Origin of the sequence: Mucilaginibacter phenanthrenivorans (assembly GCF_024721155.1) — a bacterium.
Taxonomy (GTDB): domain Bacteria; phylum Bacteroidota; class Bacteroidia; order Sphingobacteriales; family Sphingobacteriaceae; genus Mucilaginibacter; species Mucilaginibacter phenanthrenivorans.
Genome location: NZ_JAHVAP010000015.1, coordinates 57,271 through 81,633 on the forward strand (window position 1 = coordinate 57,271; position 24,363 = coordinate 81,633).

General features: G+C 41.9%; 19 protein-coding genes. 9 read left to right on the forward strand and 10 right to left on the reverse strand.

What is annotated here, in order from left to right:
• Nucleotides 1–137 precede the first annotated feature (137 nt).
• Nucleotides 138–1,763 carry an aminopeptidase P family protein gene (locus tag KXD93_RS26880; protein WP_258140627.1) on the forward strand — a complete coding sequence of 542 codons (1,626 nt, stop codon included), beginning with the start codon at nt 138–140 and terminating at the stop codon, nt 1,761–1,763.
• A gap of 295 nt (nt 1,764–2,058) precedes the next feature.
• Here KXD93_RS26880 and KXD93_RS26885 read toward each other — a convergent pair whose 3' ends face one another.
• From KXD93_RS26885 to KXD93_RS26900, 4 genes are all read right to left on the reverse strand, one after another.
• On the reverse strand, nt 2,059–2,457 hold the full coding sequence (locus KXD93_RS26885; protein ID WP_258140628.1) for an ACT domain-containing protein: 399 nt from the start codon (nt 2,455–2,457) through the stop codon (nt 2,059–2,061).
• 474 nt (nt 2,458–2,931) lie between these two features.
• Nucleotides 2,932–4,908 carry a 30S ribosomal protein S1 gene (rpsA, locus tag KXD93_RS26890; RefSeq protein ID WP_258140629.1) on the reverse strand — a complete coding sequence of 659 codons (1,977 nt, stop codon included), beginning with the start codon at nt 4,906–4,908 and terminating at the stop codon, nt 2,932–2,934.
• A gap of 221 nt (nt 4,909–5,129) precedes the next feature.
• The gene (locus tag KXD93_RS26895; protein ID WP_258140630.1) at nt 5,130–7,043 is read right to left on the reverse strand and encodes a glycosyltransferase family 39 protein; all 1,914 of its coding nucleotides are present in this window, start codon (nt 7,041–7,043) and stop codon (nt 5,130–5,132) included.
• 33 nt (nt 7,044–7,076) lie between these two features.
• Nucleotides 7,077–7,748: a hypothetical protein gene (locus KXD93_RS26900; RefSeq protein WP_258140631.1), complete on the reverse strand. Its 672-nt coding sequence runs from the start codon at nt 7,746–7,748 to the stop codon at nt 7,077–7,079.
• Between the two features lie 192 nt (nt 7,749–7,940).
• Between KXD93_RS26900 and tyrS the strand changes: the two genes are divergently transcribed.
• The 5 genes from tyrS to KXD93_RS30670 are packed head-to-tail and all read left to right on the forward strand — an operon-like array spanning nt 7,941 to nt 10,770.
• Nucleotides 7,941–9,224, forward strand: a complete 1,284-nt coding sequence (gene tyrS, locus KXD93_RS26905; protein WP_258140632.1) for a tyrosine--tRNA ligase — start codon at nt 7,941–7,943, stop codon at nt 9,222–9,224.
• A 37-nt stretch (nt 9,225–9,261) separates the two neighbouring features.
• Complete coding sequence (locus KXD93_RS26910) at nt 9,262–9,759, forward strand: Xre family toxin-antitoxin system antitoxin (RefSeq protein ID WP_258140633.1); 498 nt, start codon at nt 9,262–9,264, stop codon at nt 9,757–9,759.
• 6 nt (nt 9,760–9,765) lie between these two features.
• Entirely contained in the window at nt 9,766–10,218 is a 453-nt protein-coding gene (locus tag KXD93_RS26915; RefSeq protein ID WP_258140634.1) for an RES family NAD+ phosphorylase, read from the forward strand.
• Nucleotides 10,219–10,267: 49 nt separating this feature from the next.
• On the forward strand, nt 10,268–10,474 hold the full coding sequence (locus KXD93_RS26920; protein WP_258140635.1) for a DUF2683 family protein: 207 nt from the start codon (nt 10,268–10,270) through the stop codon (nt 10,472–10,474).
• Complete coding sequence (locus tag KXD93_RS30670; RefSeq protein ID WP_373417378.1) at nt 10,471–10,770, forward strand: type II toxin-antitoxin system RelE/ParE family toxin; 300 nt, start codon at nt 10,471–10,473, stop codon at nt 10,768–10,770. The genes KXD93_RS26920 and KXD93_RS30670 overlap by 4 nt, the downstream gene beginning before the upstream one ends.
• Here KXD93_RS30670 and KXD93_RS26925 read toward each other — a convergent pair.
• On the reverse strand, nt 10,765–11,445 hold the full coding sequence (locus KXD93_RS26925) for a PH domain-containing protein (protein ID WP_258140636.1): 681 nt from the start codon (nt 11,443–11,445) through the stop codon (nt 10,765–10,767). The genes KXD93_RS30670 and KXD93_RS26925 overlap by 6 nt on opposite strands.
• A 293-nt stretch (nt 11,446–11,738) precedes the next feature.
• A complete protein-coding gene (locus KXD93_RS26930; RefSeq protein WP_258140637.1) occupies nt 11,739–12,716 on the reverse strand; it encodes a LuxE/PaaK family acyltransferase in 978 nt (325 codons plus the stop codon).
• 220 nt (nt 12,717–12,936) lie between these two features.
• Here KXD93_RS26930 and KXD93_RS26935 point away from each other — a divergent pair, with 220 nt between their 5' ends.
• Nucleotides 12,937–13,611, forward strand: coding sequence for a lipid-binding SYLF domain-containing protein (locus KXD93_RS26935; protein WP_258140638.1), 675 nt, complete (start codon nt 12,937–12,939; stop codon nt 13,609–13,611).
• A 69-nt stretch (nt 13,612–13,680) separates the two neighbouring features.
• On the opposite strand, the gene KXD93_RS26940 is transcribed toward KXD93_RS26935, so the two are convergent.
• The 4 genes from KXD93_RS26940 to KXD93_RS26955 form a co-directional block, all read right to left on the reverse strand.
• Entirely contained in the window at nt 13,681–14,553 is an 873-nt protein-coding gene (locus KXD93_RS26940; RefSeq protein ID WP_258140639.1) for a DUF7003 family protein, read from the reverse strand.
• A gap of 14 nt (nt 14,554–14,567) precedes the next feature.
• Nucleotides 14,568–14,906, reverse strand: coding sequence for a hypothetical protein (locus KXD93_RS26945; protein ID WP_258140640.1), 339 nt, complete (start codon nt 14,904–14,906; stop codon nt 14,568–14,570).
• Between the two features lie 203 nt (nt 14,907–15,109).
• On the reverse strand, nt 15,110–17,551 hold the full coding sequence (locus KXD93_RS26950; protein WP_258140641.1) for a penicillin acylase family protein: 2,442 nt from the start codon (nt 17,549–17,551) through the stop codon (nt 15,110–15,112).
• A 289-nt stretch (nt 17,552–17,840) separates the two neighbouring features.
• Nucleotides 17,841–18,341 (reverse strand): cupin domain-containing protein, encoded by a 501-nt coding sequence (locus KXD93_RS26955; protein ID WP_258140642.1) that lies wholly within the window; start codon nt 18,339–18,341, stop codon nt 17,841–17,843.
• A 560-nt stretch (nt 18,342–18,901) separates the two neighbouring features.
• On the opposite strand from KXD93_RS26955, the gene KXD93_RS26960 reads away from it, so the two are divergent.
• Together KXD93_RS26960 and KXD93_RS26965 are read left to right on the forward strand one after the other, a co-directional pair.
• Nucleotides 18,902–23,056: a hybrid sensor histidine kinase/response regulator gene (locus KXD93_RS26960; protein WP_258140643.1), complete on the forward strand. Its 4,155-nt coding sequence runs from the start codon at nt 18,902–18,904 to the stop codon at nt 23,054–23,056.
• A gap of 427 nt (nt 23,057–23,483) precedes the next feature.
• The gene (locus KXD93_RS26965) at nt 23,484–24,341 is read left to right on the forward strand and encodes a helix-turn-helix domain-containing protein (protein WP_258140644.1); all 858 of its coding nucleotides are present in this window, start codon (nt 23,484–23,486) and stop codon (nt 24,339–24,341) included.
• The last annotated feature ends 22 nt before the right edge of the window (nt 24,342–24,363 follow it).

Consider the following 24,363-nt stretch of genomic DNA (forward strand, 5'->3'; position numbering starts at 1 on the left):
TTGAAGATTAGTGTTTTTAGTCCGAAAGACGGAAAAGTCCGAAAGAAGCGAAGTAGGAAAACTTGGAAATGTTTTTTGAATTAAATTTTGTCGTATCTTAAACCCGTTTTTACAATTAACTCAACTGACCATTTATTATGAAGTTTTTAGCCAAAGGCTTTTTGGTTGCGGCGCTTGCTTGCTGCACTGTGCCTGCATTTTCGCAGGATTATAACGGCCCGCAAAGTTTACCCACAGATTATCTGACGCCCGCATTTCATGCCGGTCGTCGCCAGGCATTGCGCGATATGATGCCGGCAAATTCTGTTGCCGTGATATTCGCCTATCCTGAAAGGATTTTCTCGAAGGATGTGAATTATGTTTACCATGCTAATCCGGACCTGTATTATTTTTCAGGATACAAGGAGCCTGACGCGGTTTTGCTGGTATTTAAGGAAGTACAAGCCGATGGCGACAGCAGCTATAACGAACTGATATTTGTTCGTCACCGCGACCCGGCGCAGGAGCAATGGACAGGCAGGCGGCTTGGTGTTGCCGGTGTTAAGGCTCAACTGGGTTTTAAGCGCGTTTACAACAGTGAAGAGTTTGCCAAATTTCCTATCGACTTTAAGAAATTCAAAACCGTTATTTATGATGCCATTCCGGAAGAAGTTGGCGAAGGCAGCGGAGCAGGGAGCCTAAAGGAACTGGTTACTACCTTTAAAACCAAGGCTGATATAAAGGAGACAGATAAGCGCCTGTTAAATGATCTGGGAATAATAGGCCAATATGCAACGCCAAAAAATATCGACCGGATCATGGCGTTTATAAAGCCACGATTGGATGGCGAAGCCTATAAAAATGATCCGCTGATCCAGGAACTGGTTGCCAAACCGGATTCGGCTACCTTGATGGATGTTAAGGCAAAGATCGCAGCTAACCCGTCCGGACTGGCTTTATTTACCAAGTATACTACTGATTTGCGCGGTGTTAAGCAGCCGGAGGAGTTGGTTTTGTTGAAGAAGTCGGTTGAGATCTCGAGCTTTGCCCATGCGGAGGCAATGCGCGCCGTTACCCCAAAAATGTCTGAAAGGGAACTTGAAGGTATTATGCTGTATGTACACAAAAAGTACGGTGCAGAAGATGAAGGTTATCCGCCAATTGTTGGTGCTGGTGGCAACGGCTGCATTCTGCACTACGAGGAAAACAGTGCAACAGAAGTTAAAAACCAATTGGTGCTGATGGATGTGGGTGCTGAATACCATGGTTATAGTGCTGATGTTACCCGTACCTTCCCGGCTAATGGAAAGTTTACCGAAGAGCAAAAGGCCATTTACCAGATAGTATACGATGCACAGGAAGAAGTATTTAAGTTATGTAAGGACGGCATACCATATGGCGACCTGGAAACCAAAACCCGCGAAGTGCTTTCCTCACGGCTGATAGCCCTTGGAATTATTAAGGATGCGAAGGAAGTAGGTAAGTATTACCCGCATGGTGTATCGCACCATTTAGGTTTGGATGTACACGATAAGGGCGGATACGGCGTTCCGTTAAAAGCGGGGATGGTTATTACTGTTGAGCCGGGGATTTATATTCCTGCCGGTAGTCCGTGTGATAAAAAATGGTGGAACATTGGTGTGCGCATTGAAGATGATGTGCTGATCGGTAAAACCGGCGGTACGCTGTTGTCAATTGATGCCCCGCGCAAATGGCAGGACGTTGAAAAAACCGCAGCCGAGAAAAGTATTTTTGATGGTGGAAAGTTTCCGGAGTTGAAGTAGAAGATAAACGTTAATTGCAATGGCGCCGGAGCATGATTTTCTCCGTGCGTCATTGCGAGGAACGAAGCAACCTCTACGCAGGACAATCAACGGACCTTTATGTTGATGTGACCCTGCCGCCGCCCTCTCTCCGCGCGTCATTGCGAGGAACGAAGCAACCTCTACGTAGGACAATCAACGGACCTTTATGCAGGTGTGACCTTACAGCCGCCTACTGCTCACCACAATATTTTCATTCCCTGATCTGCATAGTTTAGAGGTTGCTTCGTTCCTCGCAATGACGTAGTGTAATAATTTATTGGTCCGATAGCCTTTTCAACGCTTCCATTGCCCTCTCCGCATCCTTTTTCGCAACAAAAATATGATCATGATAAAACGCTGCCACCACATTGCAGCTAATACCTTCCTCTGCCAACGCGTTTGAAAATGCTGCCGTAAGTCCTACCGCTTCCAGTGATGAGTGAATGGTTAATGTTATCCAGGCTGCTACGTAGGAGTAACTTAGGTTTAAATGATCAGCCAGGTCTTTAGCAAGAATAACTGTCCAGCCTTCTTCTGCTTCTTTAAATACGCTGATTGTTTCTTTTACATCGATATTAGCTAATGTATCAATCGTACAAAAAACATAATCGCCTTCGTTTAGCTTGGGCGTCATTGATCTTAATAAGGTATTGATGTCGGTTTCTCCGCTCATTTTTAATTTTTATTGAGGTGGATTTGCGATGACTGCTACCGAGAACAGGGTTACAAAGGTGGTAAGCAAAAATAAAATTATTAATGCGATCACTTTAGTCGATCGCAGAAGTATTGAAAATGTCTTCCAGGCACTCGTGTAGTTAAGCATTAAATTCCACCAGCTTATCAAGCTTAAAATAGAAATTGTAGCCAGGATAATTACTATTAAAAAGTAAGGTATCTTATAATCGTTGAAGTTGACGGCGGTAACTAACATCGTAATTATAACCGAGGTAATGATTAAAAAAGCGCAAGTGATGGGTTTAAATAGATAGCTGATTTGTTGCCGCATATTTAAAGGTACTAATTAATAGAATTAGTTATATAAAGTTGATAGGATGCTCCTACGGAGCAGGTTTACTCGCGGATTTAACCATAAAAAAGCCCTCCCGAGCAAACGGGAGGGCTTAAAGGATTTAAATTTATTTAAAGCTTATTCAGCAGCTTCTTCTTCAGAAGCTTTCTTTGTTGTAGTAGTAGCTTTACGTGCTTTGTTTTCAGCACCTTCCATCTGCTCCTTCAACTGTGCCAATACGCTAAGATCGCCCAATGTTGATTTCTCAACAGAGTCCTTCACTTTTTTCACAGCGTTGCTTGCAGATTTTGCTTCCTTTTTACGGGATTCAAATTCCTGAACACGTTGCTCGGCACGGGCTTCTTCCCAAATGCGTGAGTGAGAGATAACGATGCGTTTGTTTTCTTTGTTAAATTCAATAATCTTGAATTCAGCAACTTCATCAGCTTTAACGCTCTTGCCGTCTTCCTTAACCAGGTGTTTGGTTGGCGCGAAGCCTTCAACACCGTAAGGTAAAGCAACAATTGCACCTTTTTCAGTTACTTTCAATACAGTACCTTCATGTATCGAGTCGATAGTAAAGATAGTTTCAAAGGTATCCCAAGGGTTTTCTTCAAGCTGTTTGTGGCCTAAGCTTAATTTGCGGTTTTCAACATCAAGTTCAAGAACAATCACGTCTAATTTTTCACCAACCTTAGTGAATTCGTTAGGGTGATTTACTTTTTTAGACCATGAAAGGTCGCTGATGTGGATCAAACCATCAATTCCGTCTTCCAGTTCAACAAACACACCAAAGTTGGTCATGTTTTTAACTGTAGCAATATGCTGAGTACCAACTGCGTAGCGGTCGGCAGCATTTTGCCATGGATCAGGAGTTAATTGTTTAATACCTAAGCTCATTTTGCGTTCGTCGCGGTCAAGTGTTAACACTTGTGCTTCAACTTCGTCACCAACTTTCAGGAATTCCTGTGGGTTACGTAAGTTTTGTGACCATGACATTTCTGATACGTGGATCAATCCTTCAACACCAGGGATGATTTCAAGGAATGCGCCGTAATCAGCAACGGTAACAATTTTACCCTTAACCTTCGAGCCGATCTGGATACCTTCATCCAGTGACTGCCAAGGGTGTGGCGTAAGTTGTTTCAAGCCTAAAGCGATACGTTTTTTCTCATCATCAAAATCAAGAACAACAACGTTGATCTTCTGATCTAATGCTAAGATTTCGCGTGGATGCTCTATGCGGCCCCAAGATATATCGGTAATGTGTAATAAACCGTCAACACCACCAAGGTCGATGAATACACCAAAGTCGGTAATGTTTTTAACGGTTCCTTCAAGTACCTGTCCTTTTTCAAGACGGGCAACAATTTCGGTTTTTTGGTTTTCTAAATCGTCTTCGATCAGCACCTTGTGCGATACCACTACGTTCTTAAACTCGTGGTTGATCTTAACAACTTTGAATTCCATTGTTTTACCCACATAAACGTCATAATCCCTGATAGGTTTAATGTCGATTTGTGAACCTGGTAAAAAGGCTTCAACGCCCATAATATCTACAATCAAACCACCCTTAGTTCTGCTCTTAACAAAACCAGTGATGATTTCATCATTGTCCAATGCAGAATTAATGCGTTCCCATGATTTTTGAGTTTTTGCACGTTTGCGTGACAATACTAACTGACCGTTAGCATCTTCCTGCGACTCAACAAATACTTCAACTGTGTCACCGATCTTCAGATCAGGTGTATCACGGAACTCAGATACTGATACCAAACCGTCAGATTTAAATCCAACATTTAATACAACATCCTTACTGTTAACATTTACAACCGTACCGGTGATGATTTCGCCTTTGGTGATAGAGCTAAAAGTTCCATCATACATTTTCTCGAATTTCTCACGATCACTGTCGCTGTAATTACCAAATTTTTTCTCATCAGCATCCCAATCGAAATCTGCCGGGGCTACTGTGATCTTTGATTTGATCTCATTGATGAAATTTGAATCAGCCTCTGATTCAATAGTTTCTTTTTCCTGAGGAGTTGCTCCAACTACTTCGAGTTCAGCCTCCTTAGCTTTTAATTCTTTTTCTGCTTCCTGTTTTTTTGCCATTAAATAAATTATCTCCTTTTCCCAATTTGTTAATTGGGACTGCAAAGGTAGGTATATTAATTTTATTTAGAAAAGAATATTTTGATGTTAAATGCTGATTTTTAGGGCATTTTAACGGTTAAGCAGCGTTTTTTCACCTGGGGACTACTATAAACGGCGGTAAATCCCAATTTAATTATTCCTGTTGGCGAGATTCTTTAGAAGGCACCCTGGTAAAACTCTTATTTATAAAACCAAATTATCTTATTTTTTACAGATGTATTTACATACCGCTTGCCTTCGTAATCAATAAACGGCTTGTTGGCGGTTGTTGAAATTATACAGTCGATTTTTACCATATCTGCTTTAGCTGATTTGCTGAAGTTATTTACGCCTATATATAAAGGATTGAGTTGCCTGCTGAAGCACCGTGAAAATAAAGGGTATTCCCAATCATCAACGCCAAAAATTAATCCAATGTTTTTATAAGATGATTTTTGAACGATAGAATTAATGCTGTTATACTCATTATATATAGGGATGTTGCCAATAAAATATTTCTGATATCCGGGCTGGAACATCTTATTCGAAAACGGGCGCCTTTCGGTATGAAGCACCACCAATAAGGCATATATCATTAACAATGGCGAAAGCCAGTAAAACGCCTTCCTGAACCATGAATACAAACTCAAGCAATAACAGATTAACGGCACCGCAATCAAAAACATTTCGATGTGCAGCCTGGAATGCCAGGGCTGCCATTTTAGGTAATAGCAGAAAAATATGGCCTGTAACAGTAGAATCGCCAATAAGGATGTAACTATTACATTACGCCTGCCATTAAGCAGGTTGTATATTATTAGCACAGTAGAAATGATGATCAATATAAAATGAAATGGGTTTGGTGATCCTTCTTCATCTGTGGTAAGCGTTATTGTAGTGTATTTTAGGTTGCGGTAGTTTACTGCCGTATCATTGATATCGAGCCCGGCAATTTGGTGCAACCTATGGATAACCTTATCTGAAAAAATGGCGGCGGGTTTAAAAAGCATTACACCCGTGTGCATCCCCGCATTTTTAACAATACTGGAAGCCAGCAGGGCGGCGCTCATTTTCTGGTTGGAGTACATGTTTGATTCAGCCTTGTCAACGCCGAGGATATTATGCGTAAGCTGGTAGTTGCGCGAAAAATGACCAAAGTTTAAGCCGATCACGATAACTATCGCCGCAAACGAATAACCTAAACTCCAATAGTTTTTGGTTTTAAGTAGTTGTATCACCACAATAATCCCAAAGAATAAAAGAACCGGAGGCAGGTATATATAAGCTGTTCCCTTAGTTAACAATGCCAAACCTGTTGCTAAACCTAGGCACAGATAGTTTTTAAACATCGGTTGCTTAATGGTCTTCACAGCAAAAAGGAACGCTGTTAACACAAAAAAAGCAACCACAATATCATTCTGCGTGCTTCCCGCCTGTAGTAAAACTTCTGGAATTGTTACCGAGAGCACAATTGCGATGATCTTGTATTGCCTGTTCAAGCCGAACTGCTCAACTATTGATACAACTGTAATTACAGAAAAGAGCAGGGAAATGAATTGAACAAGATTGGAGAAAACATCGCTTCGGCATAAAATGCCGAAGTTCATGATCACATATTCGGCAAAGGGGGGCTGGTAAAGCTGCCGGGTGATATCAGTTGGATAATGCGCAACAGATTGATGACTTACCCAACTTGTGATTCGTGCCATGTGGTAGGTCATGGCGTCCCAGTTGTTGGGCGGATATATTATTGCCGCTATAAAGACTAATACCAGGATAAGGGTGGATGCTGTAAAGAGCGCTTTGTCGGCTTTAGTTAGATCAGATATTTTTTGCCTGGTTGCAATCCATAAATCTGACGTAAAATCGCGGGTCCGCTGGTTATTCCTGTATAAAAATATGATCAATGCCAGGGTGGTTACCGACCAGCCTATTAATAAAAACTGGTAATTAAGCTGATGGAACAGACTCAATACCTCTACCAGGAAAACTACTATTGCTGAAAAGCTTAGCGCACTTACAATCAACAATTCTTTTTTACTGATCATTTTGGCTGAAATACCTAATGACAGGAAAATTGATATAAAACAAAATAAAAGGATTGCAATTCCCATGGTCAATTATAGGAAATTTAAATTGATATGGGATTAATCGATCGTTAGCTTACTTTCAATCCCATCAAAAACAGACATGAAATTATCCAGTAAACTTTCGCGATAGCTAACCAAAACTGTATTAATAGCAGCTTCGTGCTCCGGTGTAAACGGATTGTTCCATACCCGCATACATATGCGTTTTAGGGCATAGGCTATTTGTTCCGTTTTTGAGTAGGTGTACAGGTAACGGCTTTTTTTGAATTCAGCGTAAAATTTATTGAATACCGAAGTGTCCTTCAGCCCTGCAAAAGTTAAGAATTCGTCGATAATGGGGAGCCGGCATCCGTCGAGATGATCATAAAACCCATCCACTGTTATTTTTTGAGTGGTCAGCAACAGGTTATCCAGTATCAATTCCAATGCTATATGGCCCAAAAAGAATGGCTTTACCGGCGAGCCCTCGATGGCGGGCAGGAGTAGTTTTTTTAGCTGATGCGAATGATGCAGGAAAAATTCGTCCGAATGAAAATACCGGTCGACCTCCAAGTGCTTGTTCCAGCCGGCGATGATGGAGTTTACTGCATTATCGGAATGGTGAAGCTTTTCGGGATGGAGGACTACGGTTTTATCAGCATTTTTCAAAAGATCGGGCAATATCGTTCCCAAAATATGGTAACAATTGTCAGACTCCCGGTCGAAATAAAAATGAGATAAAAAATTCATAGTAGCCCTCTTCAAGTATCGCGATCAACCCAAAATAGAGAAAAAAATCGGGATTCCCCTGATTGTAAATCGATTTGACCGATCACAGACATTTTAACCGGCTCAATAATCGGTGAAATCATCCAAAATCGGTGTTATCATATTATTATATTTGCCGTCCCGATTACAACCGGGCTTTAAATAGAACACATAATGAACTTTGTTGAAGAATTACGCTGGCGGGGCATGCTGCATGATATTATGCCCGGAACCGAGGAACTGTTAAATAAGGGAATGGTATCGGGTTATATAGGTTTTGACCCAACTGCCGATTCGCTCCATGTGGGTAGCCTTGCGCAGATCATGACCATGATCCATTTTCAGCGGGCTGGCCATAAGCCATTTGCGCTGGTTGGCGGTGCTACCGGTATGGTTGGCGATCCCTCAGGTAAATCGCAGGAACGTAATTTGCTGTCGGAAGATGTATTGCAGCTGAACCTGGCAGGTATAAAAGGCCAGCTTGAAAAATTTCTTGATTTTGATTGCGGTGCAAACAGCGCCCAAATGGTAAATAATTACGACTGGTTCAAGGATTTTACCTTCCTTGATTTTATCCGCGAGGTTGGCAAGCACATTACCGTTAACTACATGATGGCCAAGGATTCGGTTAAAAAACGATTGGAGGGCGAAACCGGCATGTCGTTCACTGAATTTACTTACCAGCTGGTTCAAGGCTACGATTTCTATTATTTATGGAAAAACCATAACTGCGCACTGCAAATGGGCGGATCCGACCAATGGGGTAATATCGTAACAGGTACCGAGCTTGTTCGCCGTAAGGGGGCCGGGGAGGCGTTTGCACTAACTACCCAACTGATAAAGAAGTCAGACGGTACAAAATTCGGTAAAACAGAAGGCGGCAATATCTGGCTTGATTCAACCAAAACATCCCCATACAAATTCTACCAGTTCTGGCTGAATACAAGCGATGAGGATGCAAAAACTTATGTGAGGATCTTTACTTTGTTTGATAAAGAAACCATTGAAGCTTTAGAAGCCGAACAGGATGCTGCACCGCATTTAAGGGTACTGCAAAAAGCTTTGGCAAAAGATATTACGATCCGTGTACATGGTGAGGCTGCTTATGAAAAGGCGATCAAGTCGTCAGAATTTTTGTTTGGAAACATCGGCATTGAGTTTTTAAGTGAGTTGAATGACGATGAGGTGCTGGGATTATTTGAGGGTGTACCGAATTTTAAGGTGAGTTTGGCTGATTTGCAGCAAGGCGTAAATGTGGTTGAATTGTTAGCTGCACATACAACTGTTTTCCCGTCAAAAGGCGAAGCAAAAAAAATGATCCAGGGTGGAGGAACTGCTATTAATAAACTGAAGGTCAACTCTGCGGATGATATTTATAATCATGAAGTATTAATAAGCGGGAAATATTTAGTGGCGCAAAAAGGTAAGAAAAATTATTTCTTAATTATTGCTGAATAATTTTAATTTGCGACAAAAGGTAATTATATTTGTACATATGTCGCATAAGTCAAAATATGAAGATACGCCAGACATCGTAAGCGAGCCGATGGTAGCTTATGTTGTCCAAAGCCAGGGCAATTCCTTTTATAATTTATTAGGAAGCACTAAATCGTTAAAGTTTTCTAATGATTTTGATTTAATAAACATAGCACGCAAGGGTTTTTCAAAGCGCACCTTGCTTGCTCTTGCTAAAAAAATCTCCTTAAATATCCAGGAGTTAGCCAACATACTGCACATTAGTGAGCGCACTTTACAACGCTACGATGATGATGATCTTATCAAAACTGAATACGCCGAGAAAGCCGTTGAGTTAGCCCGCCTTTATACCCGCGGTGAGGAAGTATTTGGCTCCATTGATAAATTCAAATTATGGGTAAAGGCACCAAGTCTTATCTTTAATGGCGAGGCCCCGGTTACCATTTTGGATACCTCCGCAGGTTTTGATTTGGTTTTCAAGGAGCTTGGCCGTATTGAACACGGCATTTTTGCTTAATTCCTGATGATACTTTACCGGATAGGAAAATGTATTTATGCCGACAATTTGAGCGGCGAGTGGAGTCGTTTATATGGCGGCCGCTGGAATAGCGAAGGCAAACCAGCATTATATCTTGCTTCATCCCGTTCATTGGCTATGTTAGAAGTGCTGGTGCATCTGCAGCCATTAATGATCCCTAATGATTTTTGCCTTGTAGAAGTGGAAGTGCCTGGTAGCAGCATCAGCCAGGTTTTAGTTGATGACTTGCCAGGAAACTGGAAAGATGTTTCGCCGCCGCGGATCCTGAAACAAATTGGAAATAATTTCCTGGAAAATAAAAGGCATTTGATGCTGAAGGTGCCCTCGTCCATCGTGCCGATGGAGCATAATTACCTGGTAAATGTATTACACCCCGATATGAAAAAGGTTAAGGTGTTGAGCAAGGAGCCCTTTGATTTTGACAGCAGATTAGTATAGTTTTCCGGTTTGATTTTTTAATTAAATATAGTATTTGTACATTTGATATATGGATGCTTTGATAGTTTACCCCGATAACAAAGAACAGTTGGCTGCGTTAAAGGCTGTTATGAAGGCTATGAAAATTTCCTTTGAGCAGAAAGCAGAAATCTATCCCGATTATGTAATTAAAGGCGTAAAAGAGTCATTACAGGAATCAAAGGATGGTAAGCTTACACCGTATACTGGCATTAGAGATATGCTAAATCTGGCATGAGTCTGCAAATTTATTATACTCCGAGGTCAAAGGAAACTTTGTCATCGGTTTACAATTTTATTCTTGGACGATTCGGAAAACGATCAGCCGATAAATTTATATTAAAAGCAGAAAAAACTATTTCGCTCATAGCTGAATTCCCGCTTATGTTCAAGGCTTCCAGCATCGACGAAAATGTCAGGATTGGCTTAATTACAAAACAAACTTCTTTATTTTACCTTGTCAAGGAAACCTCAATCGACCTTCTGTTCTTTTGGGATAATAGACAGGAACCAGTATTACCTTCCTTATTATAAGTCGCTCAGCAAATCCAGCTTCTTATGGTTATATTCTTCCTGCGAGATCAACCCATTGTCAAACAACATTCTTAGTTTTTTTAGCTTTTCGGTAAGCTCATCCGGTTTGGGCGCTTCGTGTACAACAGGCGCCGGAGCAGGTGCTGGTTCCGGAATATGCACTGGTTCTGATTCAGGAGTTGCTAAAACTGGTGTAACAGGATGCTGCGATGATAAACGCGACGCGTTTTCAAACTGTATTGCGCCTGATTCTGCGCGTTTTTCTTCCAGGTCGCGCAGGCGGCGGGCTTCACGTTCTGATTCCTTGCGTTCCTGTGCGTATTGGTATAATTTACGGGCCTGTACCTTTGGCAGGTAATCAACGCCCATTTCGGCGCCGTTGGTGGTTTTTACACTGAATATAGCGCCAATGATCTCTTCCTTGGTGTAAACGTCGATGATGTCCTTCCAAACAAAATCAACAAATTTTATGGTTAAACCGAGATTGGCAGGGGTGAAAAATAAGATCCTTTTGTTGGTTAAAGCAACGCAATCAGGAAACAGGTTTACTATAGGTTTTTTCTGAACTGCAATATATAATATTTCTTCACCCGTTGTGAGCAGGTCGGCAAGGCGCAGGTATATTTTTTCAACAGCTTTTGGGTCTTGTTCTTCGTTCAAAAATTTCTCGATCATGACAATACTTAGTTAGTATGGTGCAAAAATAATAATATTATGTTAGTAGCAAGTTAAGTTTTTGAGGTTGATTCCCTATGCCCCGTTAGGGGCAAAATATTGGTAGCACAATATTCGAAAGAAAAATCCGTGCCGTAGGTACGTAACATCGCCGGACATGTAGTATACGTTGCATACCTACGGCATGCTAAAATACTAATGTTGATTTTCTACCAATATTTTGCTCCTACGGAGCCGCAAAATCAGATAGATAAACTAACGGTTCAATAATGTCGACCTAAATAGATCTTTAATTAAGCTATCAGCAAATTACAACCCCTTATATCCGAGTTATCAAATCGCCCCAAAACCTCGAACGATCCATCTGCGTAAACCTTGCCCAAATCCTGCGTTGCGATAAACGAGCAGGAATTGATATTTGCCAGGTCGATAACGTTGATGCCGCCGGCTTTGTTGTTCTGCAAAAGATCAAGCGGATCGTTGGTATCCCTTGTAATGATCTTCATCCATGGCGGACAGTCAAAAATGCCTTCACCCTTTGAGTATGCCTGTGAAAGCAGCTCCGTCATACCGTATTCCGAATGAATGGCTTTAACACCAAAGCCATTACACAATTGCTTATGCAATTCCTCGCGAATCATTTCCTTGCGGCGCCCCTTCATACCACCTGTTTCCATTACTATCAATTCGGGGAAGTTGATTTGATAAGCTTCAACAAAATCAAGCAGGGCAAAGGTTACGCCTATTAACAGCGTTGGTTTTTGTATCGATTGTTGTTTTTTAAGCTGAATAAAAAGCTCCTGGTGGTTATATAAATAAAACCCACTGTCCGCATTTTTTGATTGTTTGATGAGGTCATCAGCCATATAGATCAATGATGACCCTTCGCGTTCCAGGTAGGCTGGCAACAGGGCAAGGATAGTATATTGTTCTATATCGCCATAAAACAGCCTGAACGCATCACGGAAGCTTTGGGTATACCAGCTAACATCTGTTACCAAATGGCTGCTGGTGATCGTGCCTGTGGTGCCCGAACTGGTAAAGGTAACCTCAACTGGCTTATCTGAACTTAGGACCTCGTGCGATTTAAAAAATTCAATCGGCAGAAAGGGGATTTGCCGGATGGTTTGAACCTGCGTGGCATCAATCCTTAATCCCTTTATAAAATCGTGATAAACCTTGCAATTTTCTGCCTGGTATTTAAAGATCTGTAAAGCAGTATCATTAAACGCCTGTTTATTGTTGATCGAAAATACCTGCTGCTTGTTCACAGGGCAAAGATAAGATCAGAATTTACAAAATTTAAGAATTTACAAGATCAGCGTTATGAATTAAACTAATTATGCCGGTTAACATTCTGAAAATTCGATAATTCTGTGAATTCTGATTCAGACAAAAGTTTACAGAAATTAAACAAACAAGGAAAGATTTTTGGGGTTATAAATGTAACATTTGCTTAATTTTTATAATTAATATTAAAGATCACATCCCATGAAAACATTAAAAGCTTTAATGCTCCCTGTAATGCTGAGCATCTTCTTTATAGTTGGCTCGGCATTTACCGATGGCAGCAAGGAAAACGAACGTGTGCACAGCGCATCGAACGTATTACGCGATTTTGGCAAGATGAAGGAAAGCATCCCCCACGACCTGATCTCTGAATACCAGGGCATCGTTATTATCCCTAAATTAATCAACGCTGGTTTTGTTGTTGGCGGTAAAAGGGGCAGGGGCGTTGCCATGGTAAAATTAGGCGACGGAAAATGGAGCGATCCGGTTTTTGTTACTCTGACAGGCGGCAGTATTGGTGCGCAGATCGGCGTACAATCGGTTGATTTGGTTTTGGTATTCCGTCACAAAGGAGTATTAACCAAAGTGAAGAACGGCGATTTTACCATTGGTGGCGATATTTCGGCAGCAGCCGGCCCTGTTGGCCGGAGTTCATCAGCTAATACTGATTACAAACTGGAAGCTGAAGTTTACTCCTATTCACGCAGCCGCGGCTTGTTTGCAGGTATAAGCATAAACGGTTCAAATTTGGCCATCGATAAAACTGCAAACGCTAATTTTTACGGCAACGACTTAAGTTCCAAGGAGATTTTCGATATCGGCAGCAGTAATAAGGAATCGGTTAAAGTGTTGAAAGCATCTTTAGCCGCATTGTAAGCAGAAAGCTTAAAGCAAAAAGGCGAAAGCTAAATAACAAAACCCTGGTAGTCGCCGGGGTTTTGTTATTTACAAACTGCCTGATTCGGGCCAGTTTGTCCAATGCGTGTTTGGGGGTAGGGTTGGCTTATAAAACGAAATATCGCCGGTCGCTATCACTTTGGCGAGTTGTTGCCAGGTTTCGTAACTGCCGGGCCGGTTTTCTTCCCACTCAGTTTTATTCATTTCCCTGGTTTGCGCTTCTTTTTGTTCCGTCATAAATACGAATGTCTCAAAGCTCATACCCTGCATTCGTTCTTTGTTTAACTCATAAGTGATGCGCAATTGCCCTGGCGTTAGTTCAGGCGCTAAATAGCCATTAAAGTCCTTGTGGTACCATTCATCCAGCACCAGTATTTTTTTAAGATCCGCGGGAATACATTCGTATAGTTGCTCATCGGTAGCCATGAAGGCTTCGCTGTCGTTAATTATTGCAAGTCGGGCGGCTTCTTGAACGCCAATCTCGCCGGCTTCGTATTCATTTAATTCGATACCATTGTCGATATAATCCTGCGGGTTTGTGCTCAGTTTTACTTTTTTGCCGCCCACAAGCCAATATTTGGCATCCGGATTTAAGCTGAAACCGATATCATCGGCAGATTCAGCGAAACTTTCCTCATCGATAGGGTTAATGCTATAACTTTTCATTTCATGCCCTCCCCTGATCGGCAGGTTTTGAAGGCAGTTTCCAAAATAGGCAATTTCCAATTCTATCCCGCTGCCGCGATCAATAAACCCGAGGCGTTCGGCGACAATTGCCCATCTGTCATCATCGCCCCTGAAAATGTTTAAACGGCAGTCTATTAAATAAATATAAGGGTGCCCAAGTTCAATGAAATGATTATAAGTGGCCTGGTCGTTTGAATTGTCAAGCGTCGAGATTATTTCGTCTTCAGTAAGCATCAGTTATACTTATTTTAACTTTTACTAAAAGCTTTTTTTAATAGCACGCCAGATAATGCCGACATCCCCCCAACAATTCCACCTATTAATGCGGTGATGATAAGCAGTAGCACCCAGTTTGGTAAGTTGAACAGTCCTGCCATGCGTTTGGCCAGCATGTTATCATTTGGTACGGTTTTAAAAAGCGCCAATATCGTCCAAACAATAAACACCCCTGCAAAGCCCGACCAAAATGACCGCGCCGGTGTTTTGCCGATGAACAAGGCCGGTAAAAATGCGGCTATAGCCACAACCCACCAGGGCAAAAAGTAACCGCTGGCAAATGATAATATCAGTATGATGAAAAATAGCATAATCCTATTTATTTTTTATTCTACTTCCTGTCATTGCGAGGAGGAACGACGAAGCAACCTCGTCGCTGCGCAGATCGTTAAGCAGGTTCTTTATTTTTCTATCCGCTCTGCAAAGTTCGCGATTGCCGCGCTATCGCTCGCAATGACAAATTTTATTTTAACTAATCTCTAACCACTGGTCTCTACTCTCTGAACCCCAATCACTACTTCACACCCAACGTCAAAGTCGATTTTATTCTATCCGATTTCTCTTCTGCTGAGTTCAAAAATAGTAACTCATTCAGCTTACCATCCCGCCAGGTTTCAAACATATCCTTATAAAAAAAACTGCCCGGGTTGCCTGATTCTCCGCCGGGGAAAACACCAAAGCCTTTAACCGTTGGCCCCATTTGTACTACCATGCGCCATGACGGGCCGTTATTGTCGCGTAGGGCATTTATCACACCACCCCTGCCACCGGCTGAAAACAAGCCGGTACCAAAGCCTGGTAAACTGGCTAAGTGATTGATATAAGTTTGCTTTACTACGCCCCATTGCCATTTATCGCCCGGCGTTTTGCCATGCAGGCGTACCAGGTCGTCTACTGTATTATAAAATGCGTGATTAATCATATCCGCACAGCTTTCCTTTGCGGCGGTATGTACGTCATCAAACCATTTTGAATTTGGCTCGGTTAATAATAGTTTTTCTGTACGATCAAACGACGGGTATTTCAGATAGGTGCCTTTTACCGAAAAATTATCTGTCCACACCAGGTTATAAAAATTGCCCCACCAATTGTTAAAAATGCTGGCGCCAACGGAATTTGCTGCGTAATGCTTATCCCACTTTTTAACTATAGTAAATGCCTTTGCCTGGTCATCGCTCAGTTTTGTTGGGTCGATGTATTTGAGCATGGTTGGTAATACATCCTGGGCTAAAATGCTGTAATTGTCCATTTGCATCAGGCGCATACTATCCACGGTGGCCTTTTGCATCGCGCCAAGCCTGTCGTTTATGCGTTTGCCGCGGTAATATTGTTCATACCGCCAGTTGATATAATATGGGTAGGATGGATCGGTTGACGATTGATTGGCTGAGCTTACAAAGCCCCTTGGAGGGTTTTTAACGGTAGGGTTTTGATCAGCCGGGATCCAGCCGTGCCAGTCGTTGGTTGTGTCGCTGCCATCCATTATGTATTTGCCTTGTTCCTTGAATTTTAAAGGGAATTTACCGTTCGGTGTTATGGCGATGTCATTATCGTTACTCGCGAAAATGAAATTTTGTGCAGGAGCGCTGAAATAGGTAAGCGCATCGCGGTAATCGGCATAATTTCTGCCGCGATTTAGCAGGTAAAAGGTCATAAACTCATTCGACTCATCGTGCGCTATCCAACGCAAAGCATCGCCAACGGGGATGTTTTCAAAGTTTCCTTTAGGCTTTTTAGCCGGTGTTTCGTACACAACCGGGCCGTGATGGGTATACAAAACGGTGTCGATTTCATCCGGCATCCCCAGCACTTTTATAACTTCAATCCGTTTCTTAACCGGGTTCCATTTGTTGTTGTACCAGTACTCGTTTTTGGTTTTGTCCTTAAATTTTACCTGGTACCAGTCCAGCACGTCGGCATCAACATTGGTAACGCCCCAGCTTATTTTTTGGTTATAGCCAATAATCACACAAGGCGCCCCAGGAAGCGATACCCCGTTAACATTCACCGTTGGCGACGACATTTGGATTTGATACCAGATAGCCGGGAAGGTTAAATTCAGATGCGGGTCATTAGCCAAAATAGGGTAACCCGTTGCGGATTTACTGCCCGTGATCGCCCAGTTATTGCTGCCGATGCCATCCACCTTTTCGCGTGGTTTTATATTTTCGGTCATCTCGGCAACGTAATCCTTTGATGGTTTTGGAATAGGTAACGGTTTGAAGTTCCATTTGGTTCCCACGGGGATTATCGGGCTCTCATTAAACGGGTAATCGGGGAAAAGATCGTTCACATCCTTAGCCCCAAAAACGCGAAGGTTATTGGTCATGGCAAACTGATCCGATCCTCCCGCCAAAGTTTCCGACATCAGCTTTAAAAGAAATATACAGTTGATGGGTTTCCAGTCCTCAGGTGCATAATCCAATAACTTAAATTCAAGCGGGTAGCTCTTGGGCGACAGGCTGTGGATATAGCTGTTAACACCGTCGGTATAAGCGTTAACCACCATGCGGGTTTGCGGGTCGGCCATAACGCCCCTCAATCCCTTTTCGGCACCGTAAACCATGCCCATGCGGCGATGGTAGCGGTCAATCTCCAGGGCCTTAGGCCCAACAACCTCCGAAAGCCGGCCTGAAGCGCTGCGGGTTTGAATGTCCATTTGCCACAGGCGGTCGCGGGCGGTTATAAAGCCCTGTGCGTAGTATAGATCGTGATCGTTTTTAGCAAAGATATGGGGGATGCGGTGCTCATCATAGCGCACAATCACCGGATCGCGCAAGCCATCGATCTTTAAGTTTTCAGTTGGCAGGATGTTCCTGCTTTCAGCATTTTGCCAAAACCCTGTTGATGGGTTAAGCAGCACACCAAGAGCCGGAATCTCGCCGATCTTTGTTTCCAGGGCGACAATTATTGTTACTGTAATAATTATAGAGATGGCAGCCTTTATAAACTTCATGTTGGGGTAGCGTTTATTGAGGCAAGGTAATGAAATTTGGCGAAATGGGTGAATAATGAGTGGTGAATTGTGGGTGGATTTTTTTGGGAGGTAGGCGGGAAGTGGGTTGCATAAGCAGGGCGCAGAGTTGACTCACCCGGAGACGCTGCGTTGTCCGACCTCTCTTCGCTGCGCGGAAAGAGGTAGAAAAATGCTCATCAATTAAAACAAACCGTTCTCAAAGCAATTCCCACTAATCACTAATCACTAATCACTAATCACTAATCACTAATCACTAATCACTAATCACTTATCCCAGAAAATCCGGCGGATAAACCTTTTGCCCGTATTTTTCAGCAACGGCCAATAATTTCTTTATTGCTTCCTCATTCATTTCTGGTGGCGGGAGAAAAGTGTTGGGTTCAACGGGTTGGCCGATTTCTAAAAACATTTCTTCCAGTCCGGCTGGAACTACCGTGCAGAGCATGTGTGCCAATGTATCCGTTTTGTTTTTAAAACAGTGCACCATGCCGCCTTTAGGGATGCTTACAAACGAACCTTTTTTGGCGATGTAGGTTCCAGCTTCACTCTTTACCTCAATCTCGCCATCGACGATATAAAACGACTCCTGGAAATCGGCATGTGCGTGCGGACCTGGGCCGCCGTTAGGGGGGATCAGCATATCAATAGTGGCAAATGCGCCGCCTGTTTCCTTGCCGGAAACAAGGATGCGGTAAGTATCGCCAACAACGGACAAGCACTGCCCGATTTCGGCATTAAGGGTAATTGGATCGGCTTTTATGGTTTTCATGATATTTAAATACATATGGTGGGGCGGGCAATTTTCGGGCCAGTAGTTGAGGCCAGGGGGATTTGGCGCAGCTTTTTTTTAATTAAGCTACATTCCCAAACGAAAAAAGAAAGCTCTTATTCATTATCACTGGTAAAATTATGGATATTGCCGAATATTTAATAAAAAAGCATTTAACGAAACAATTTTTCGTTAAATATCGTATAAGTGGCAATCAAGATTAACTTAAAATACAATATATTCTCAGGAATTATTATGAGTGTTAAAAAGCGCCTTAAACATAGCAGGTGCTGATTTTAACTTTTTGCAGTATTCGAATTTATAAGATAAAGTAGTGGTAATTTATCCAAAATCATTACCTTATCTTTATATAAATAAAGAGCATAAGATTTATAAAGATAAACCGATGGTTTTTGCCTTCCCCTTATCCAATAAAAACAAAACCAAATGGATTACTGCAAGGGTTACAAATGGATCTTTTGATTATTTGGAACTATATCCGCATTTAGGTATAAGTTATTTATGAAGCGTCTTTCTCCGGAAAGCAGTGATACAACAAAATGAGACAACTATTACTTTTTATCTCCTGGTTATATCTGCTTTGTCCGGGCTTATCTGATGCACAAGCACAAAGTCCGAAATTTATAAGGCTTTCGACAAATGAAGGGCTTTCCCAAAGCCATGTTAGTACCATTATTAAAGACAGCAGGGGGTTTATGTGGTTCGGCACAGAAGATGGCCTGAACATGTACGACGGTTATAAGTTTACGTATTATAAACACGACCAGAAAAACAAGGCGAGCATTATTGATAGCTACGTGTTAGCTATACTGGAGGACCATGATCGAAATTTATGGATCGGAACCAATAGCGGCCTTGATAGATTTGACAGGGAAGGGACAAGCTTTATCCACTATTCAAATAACCATTTAACTTATAAGGTCAGCGCTATTTTTGAGGATAGCAAGAAAAGGACCTGGTTAGGCACAAGCCGGGGCCTGTATTTATTTGATTCCGCAAGAGGCGCATCAAGGCCTCATTTTGACAATAAGGCCAATGGTTTAACTACCTATTTGATCTCTCAAATTACCGAAGATAATGATGGCTGGCTTTGGATAGGCTCGGATGACGGCTTATATCGTTTTAACCCTGCAAATGGTAAGTCTGTCCGTTATGTTCATAACCCGGGAGATATTAAAAGCATTAGTTCTGACTGGATAAAGGCTGTATATAGAGACGGGAAAGGCAATATATGGGCAGGAACACACGGTGGCGGCCTGGCATTGTATAACAGTAAAAGCGACTCGTTTATAAATTTTAAAAACGACCCGAAGAACGCCAATAGCATTTGTCATAATGATATTCTTTCCATACTGGAGGACGGCGATGGGAAACTGTGGATAGGTACCGAAAATGGCGGCATAAGTGTATTTGATTACCCGGATAATAAGTTTGTTTGTTACAAATACGATGCAAATGACCCTTTCAGCCTTGGCAGTAATTCTGTTTATTGCATATATAAGGATGATACAGGAAATACCTGGATAGGTACCTATTCGGGCGGCGTTAATTTTTTGTCGGGATTTGGTGATAAATTCAGTACATACCGCCAAAACCCAGACAATCCCAATAGCTTAAGCAATAATAATGTTTTATCGATATGGGGAGACGGAGGCGAAGAAAACATCTGGATCGGCACCGATGGCGGCGGCCTGAACTTTTTTAACAGGAAGAACAAAAGCTTTGTTCATTACCAGCACGATGATAATAATACCAATACCATAAGTAATAATTATGTGATGGCGATCGTCCCCCTGGATAAAAATCTTATGGCGATTGGCTACCACGTTGGCGGTTTTGATCTGTTCGATAAAAAAACCGGGATTTTTACACACCATATGCCGCAGGCAAACAATCCGAACAGCCTTTCCATTTCAGATATCAATAATATGTACAAGGACCGGGACGGCAACATATGGCTGGGGACCTGGACGGGGGGGCTTGATTTTTACAATGTAAAAACCGGGTATTTTACCCATTATAAAAACGATCCTAAAAATAGCAACAGCATCAGCAACGATATTGTCACTACCGTATTCCAGGATAAACAAGGTAACATGTGGATAGGCACAGATAGTGGCCTTGACCTGTTTGATCCTAAAAGCGGTCATTTTACGCATTACAGCCATAACGAGGAAAACAAGCAAAGCATTTCAAATAATACGATAGAGTGTGTTGTGGAAGACGGTAAAGGCGAGATCTGGTTGGGTACAAACGGAGGAGGCTTAAATCATTTTGATAAACGGCACCAAACATTTACTTCGTATACCGAAAAAGAAGGGTTGCCCAATGGTGTGATCTATGCGATTTTAAAGGACCGGAAGGGGAATTTCTGGTTAAGCACGAATAAAGGGATCGCCAGGTTTAATCCGCAAACTAAAACTGTACGGAGCTATGGCATATCTGATGGCTTGCAGGGAGACGAATTTAAAGGCCATTCTGCTTTTCAAACTGCAGACGGACAAATGTTTTTCGGCGGTATAAATGGCTTTAGCAGCTTTTATCCTGACAGCCTGAAGGATAATACTTTTATCCCACCGGTTTATATTACAGATTTTCAGATCTTCAATAAACAGGTAACAGCAGGAAGCGAAAACTCTCCGCTTCAAAAAGATATTATAGAAACAAAGACTATAACTCTTTCCTACAAACAATCAGTATTTACATTTGAATTTGCAGCCTTAAACTTTATCAACCCCGAAAAAAACCAATATGCTTATAAGTTGGAAAACTTTGATAAAAATTGGAACTATGTTGGCAATAAACGAACGGCCACCTACACCAACCTGGACCCCGGGCAATATATATTCAGGGTTAAGGCATCAAATAACGATGGAAAATGGAACAGCAAAGACACATTTATCATCATTAATATTAAGCCTCCTTTTTGGCTCACCTGGTGGTTTAAACTGGTCGCTGTTTTAATTATTATTGGCGGCGGGCCTGCATTTTACTTCATCCGCACCCGTACCATCAGGAAACAGAAAACAGAGCTGGAACGCCAGGTTAAAGAACGGACAAAAGAATTGGCCCGTGCCATCGAGGTTGAAAAAAAGTCGGCGCTTGAGGCAGAAGAGGCTAACAAGGCCAAAAGTATATTTTTAGCTACCATGAGCCACGAGATCAGAACACCTATGAATGGGGTGATCGGAATGGCCTCCTTACTTGCAGAAACCCCGTTAGACGACGAGCAGCGAACGTTTACCGAATCTATACAAATTTGCGGGGAAGACCTGCTGACCGTAATCAACGATATCTTAGATTTTTCCAAAATCGAATCAGGAAATATGGAACTGGAGGTAAAAGACTTCAGTTTGCGTACCTGTATTGAAGAGGTTTTTGATGTATTTGCCATAAAGGTCGGCAAGTCTGAATTGGACCTGGTTTACCAGATAGATTTTGATGTACCCGCTCAAATAATCGGCGATAGCTTAAGGCTTCGCCAGATCCTGATCAACCTGATAAGCAATGCCATCAAGTTTACCAAAAAGGGGGAGATTTTTGTAGGCGTACATTTACTCCGGGTTTTAGATGATGACCAGATTGAACTGGGGTTTGAGATAAGGGATACGGGGATTGGCATTCCTGCGGATAAGCTGCACCGGTTGTTTAAAGCATTTTCGCAGGTTGATTCGTCAACAACACGTCAATACGGTGGTACAGGCTTAGGCCTGGTGATAAGTGAACAACTGGTAAAGCTAATGGGTGGAAAAATTAGTGTAGAAAGCGAAATTGGCAAAGGAAGCACATTCTATTTCTCCATCAATACACAAAAAAGCGCACTGACTGATCAAACTTATGTTATCCATGATATGAATGGGTTTGAAAACAGTAAAATTTTGATAGTTGATGACAATGACACCAACTGCAGAATTTTAAAAACCCAGCTTGAGCAATGGAAGCTAAACCCGGTAATAGCCCATTGCGGCGAAGAGGCGCTGCATTTATTAGCACAAAACGATGATCTTAGCCTGGTTATTACCGATATGCAAATGCCGTTTATGGATGGTGTTGAACTGGCAACTTTAATTCGTAAACAATCCCCGCGCCTGCCAATCATGCTTTTGAGCTCTATAGGCTACATTTATCATAAAGATAATCCCGGCCTTTTCTGTTCCATATTAACCAAGCCGGCCAAGCAGCATATTTTAGCCAGGTACATTATTGAGGAACTCAGTAAACAGGGGGATCCAACATTAAACAGGCCGGTACAGCCTGGCATTTCACAACAAAAGTTACCCGGTAGCTTTTCGCAAAAATATCCGTTGAAGCTTCTTGTTGCCGAGGACAACCTGATGAACCAGAAATTGATAATGAAAATTTTGAGCAAATTAGGGTATGCAGCCGATTTGGCAACAGATGGCCTGGAGGCCCTGGAATTTGTCAACAAAACACGATATGATATTATTTTAATGGACGTACAGATGCCCAAAATGGACGGACTGGAAGCCACGCAATTAATAAAAAAACGTTTCCCCGGCCGCCCTGTTATTATAGCGATGACAGCCAACGCGCTTGAGGCCGATGTGAAAATTTGTATGGACGCAGGCATGGACGACTATGTAAGCAAGCCATTTAAATTGGACGATTTGGTTAATACGCTTGAAAAATGGGCCCTGCATCTTCAAACAATTCCCATCAAAACTGATGTTTAAAGTATAGTCTTCGCAAGTATAGTGTTCGCAGGGGGTCCTGAAAGTTTAAGTTAACCCATAAAATCAAGGACTGAAAAACAAGGGCTTGCCAGGGTGGCAAACCCTTTGGAAAGGTTATTCGTTTTTTCAGTCCCTAATGATTGGCTTTAGTTATGCAAATAACAGCCCTTGATTTTATGGGTTAACTTAAATCTGCGAGAGACCCTGCTGGGACGGAAATTACTTGTAGGTTAATTGTTGGGTTTTAACATAATTTAACAGGAAGAACTAATGCGTGTTAAGTAAATTCGGGCTTTCGCACGATGTTCCCGCATAGAAATCTTGTGTAAACAGAAAATAAAATTCAAACAGATGCATTACCCATTTTTCATTGCAAATGGCTTTATGAGTTTTATTATTAAATTGGCATTATAAATTAAGCCGGCAAATGAACAATCAGCAATTACATACTTTTTATCCGGAAGACCCATTGCTGAAAAAGTATATTGACTACTATTATTTTTTAAAAACTGATGATGATAGTTTTTACAGCAGCTACTATTCTTTTCCAAATGTGGCTTATTCATTAAATATCCATAAAAGCGTTTCCTGTGCTATTGATGGCCATACGATCAGTGTGAAAAATGATCCAGGTAACGATTACCTGTGCATACTTCAGGGTAAATACAACGTCCCGATCTTTGTGAAACTGCAGGGTCGGCTTGATAAAATAACCATCAGTTTTAAACCGCTTGGCCTTAACCATTTTATAAAACCAACACTTGATGAAGTTGCACCGAAACCATCTCAAGTATTTACCAACTGGCAAAACCATCCTTCATACAACACTTTCATGCAGGCATTTTTTGAGAGCGGCAGCCCCGTTGCACGCCTGCGTTTATTGGAGAAATTCCTGTTAGCGCAGTACAGGCCTTTGATTGAAGAGCCGCTGCTTGAAAGATCATTAAAAATGCTTACTGATTTCGACCATGAATACACCATAGCCGAAATAGCAAGCTCCCTGATGCTAAGCGACCGGACTTTTAACCGGCTTTTCCATAAACACTTTGCCATATCACCGGTTGCCTTCAGGAAAATTGCACGTTTCAGGCATTCCCTTAACAATAAGTTGTTCAGCCAGCAATTTGGGTCGTTGACTGAGATCGGCTATAAAAGCAATTTTTATGATCAGGCTTACTTTATTAAGGTGTACCGTGAAATTACGGGGGAAAATCCTTCCCGTTTTTTTGACTCCATTACAAAACTGGCCGATGACCGCTTGATATTTAAGTTTATCAGGGAATAAATATTGTCCGAAAAATACAATT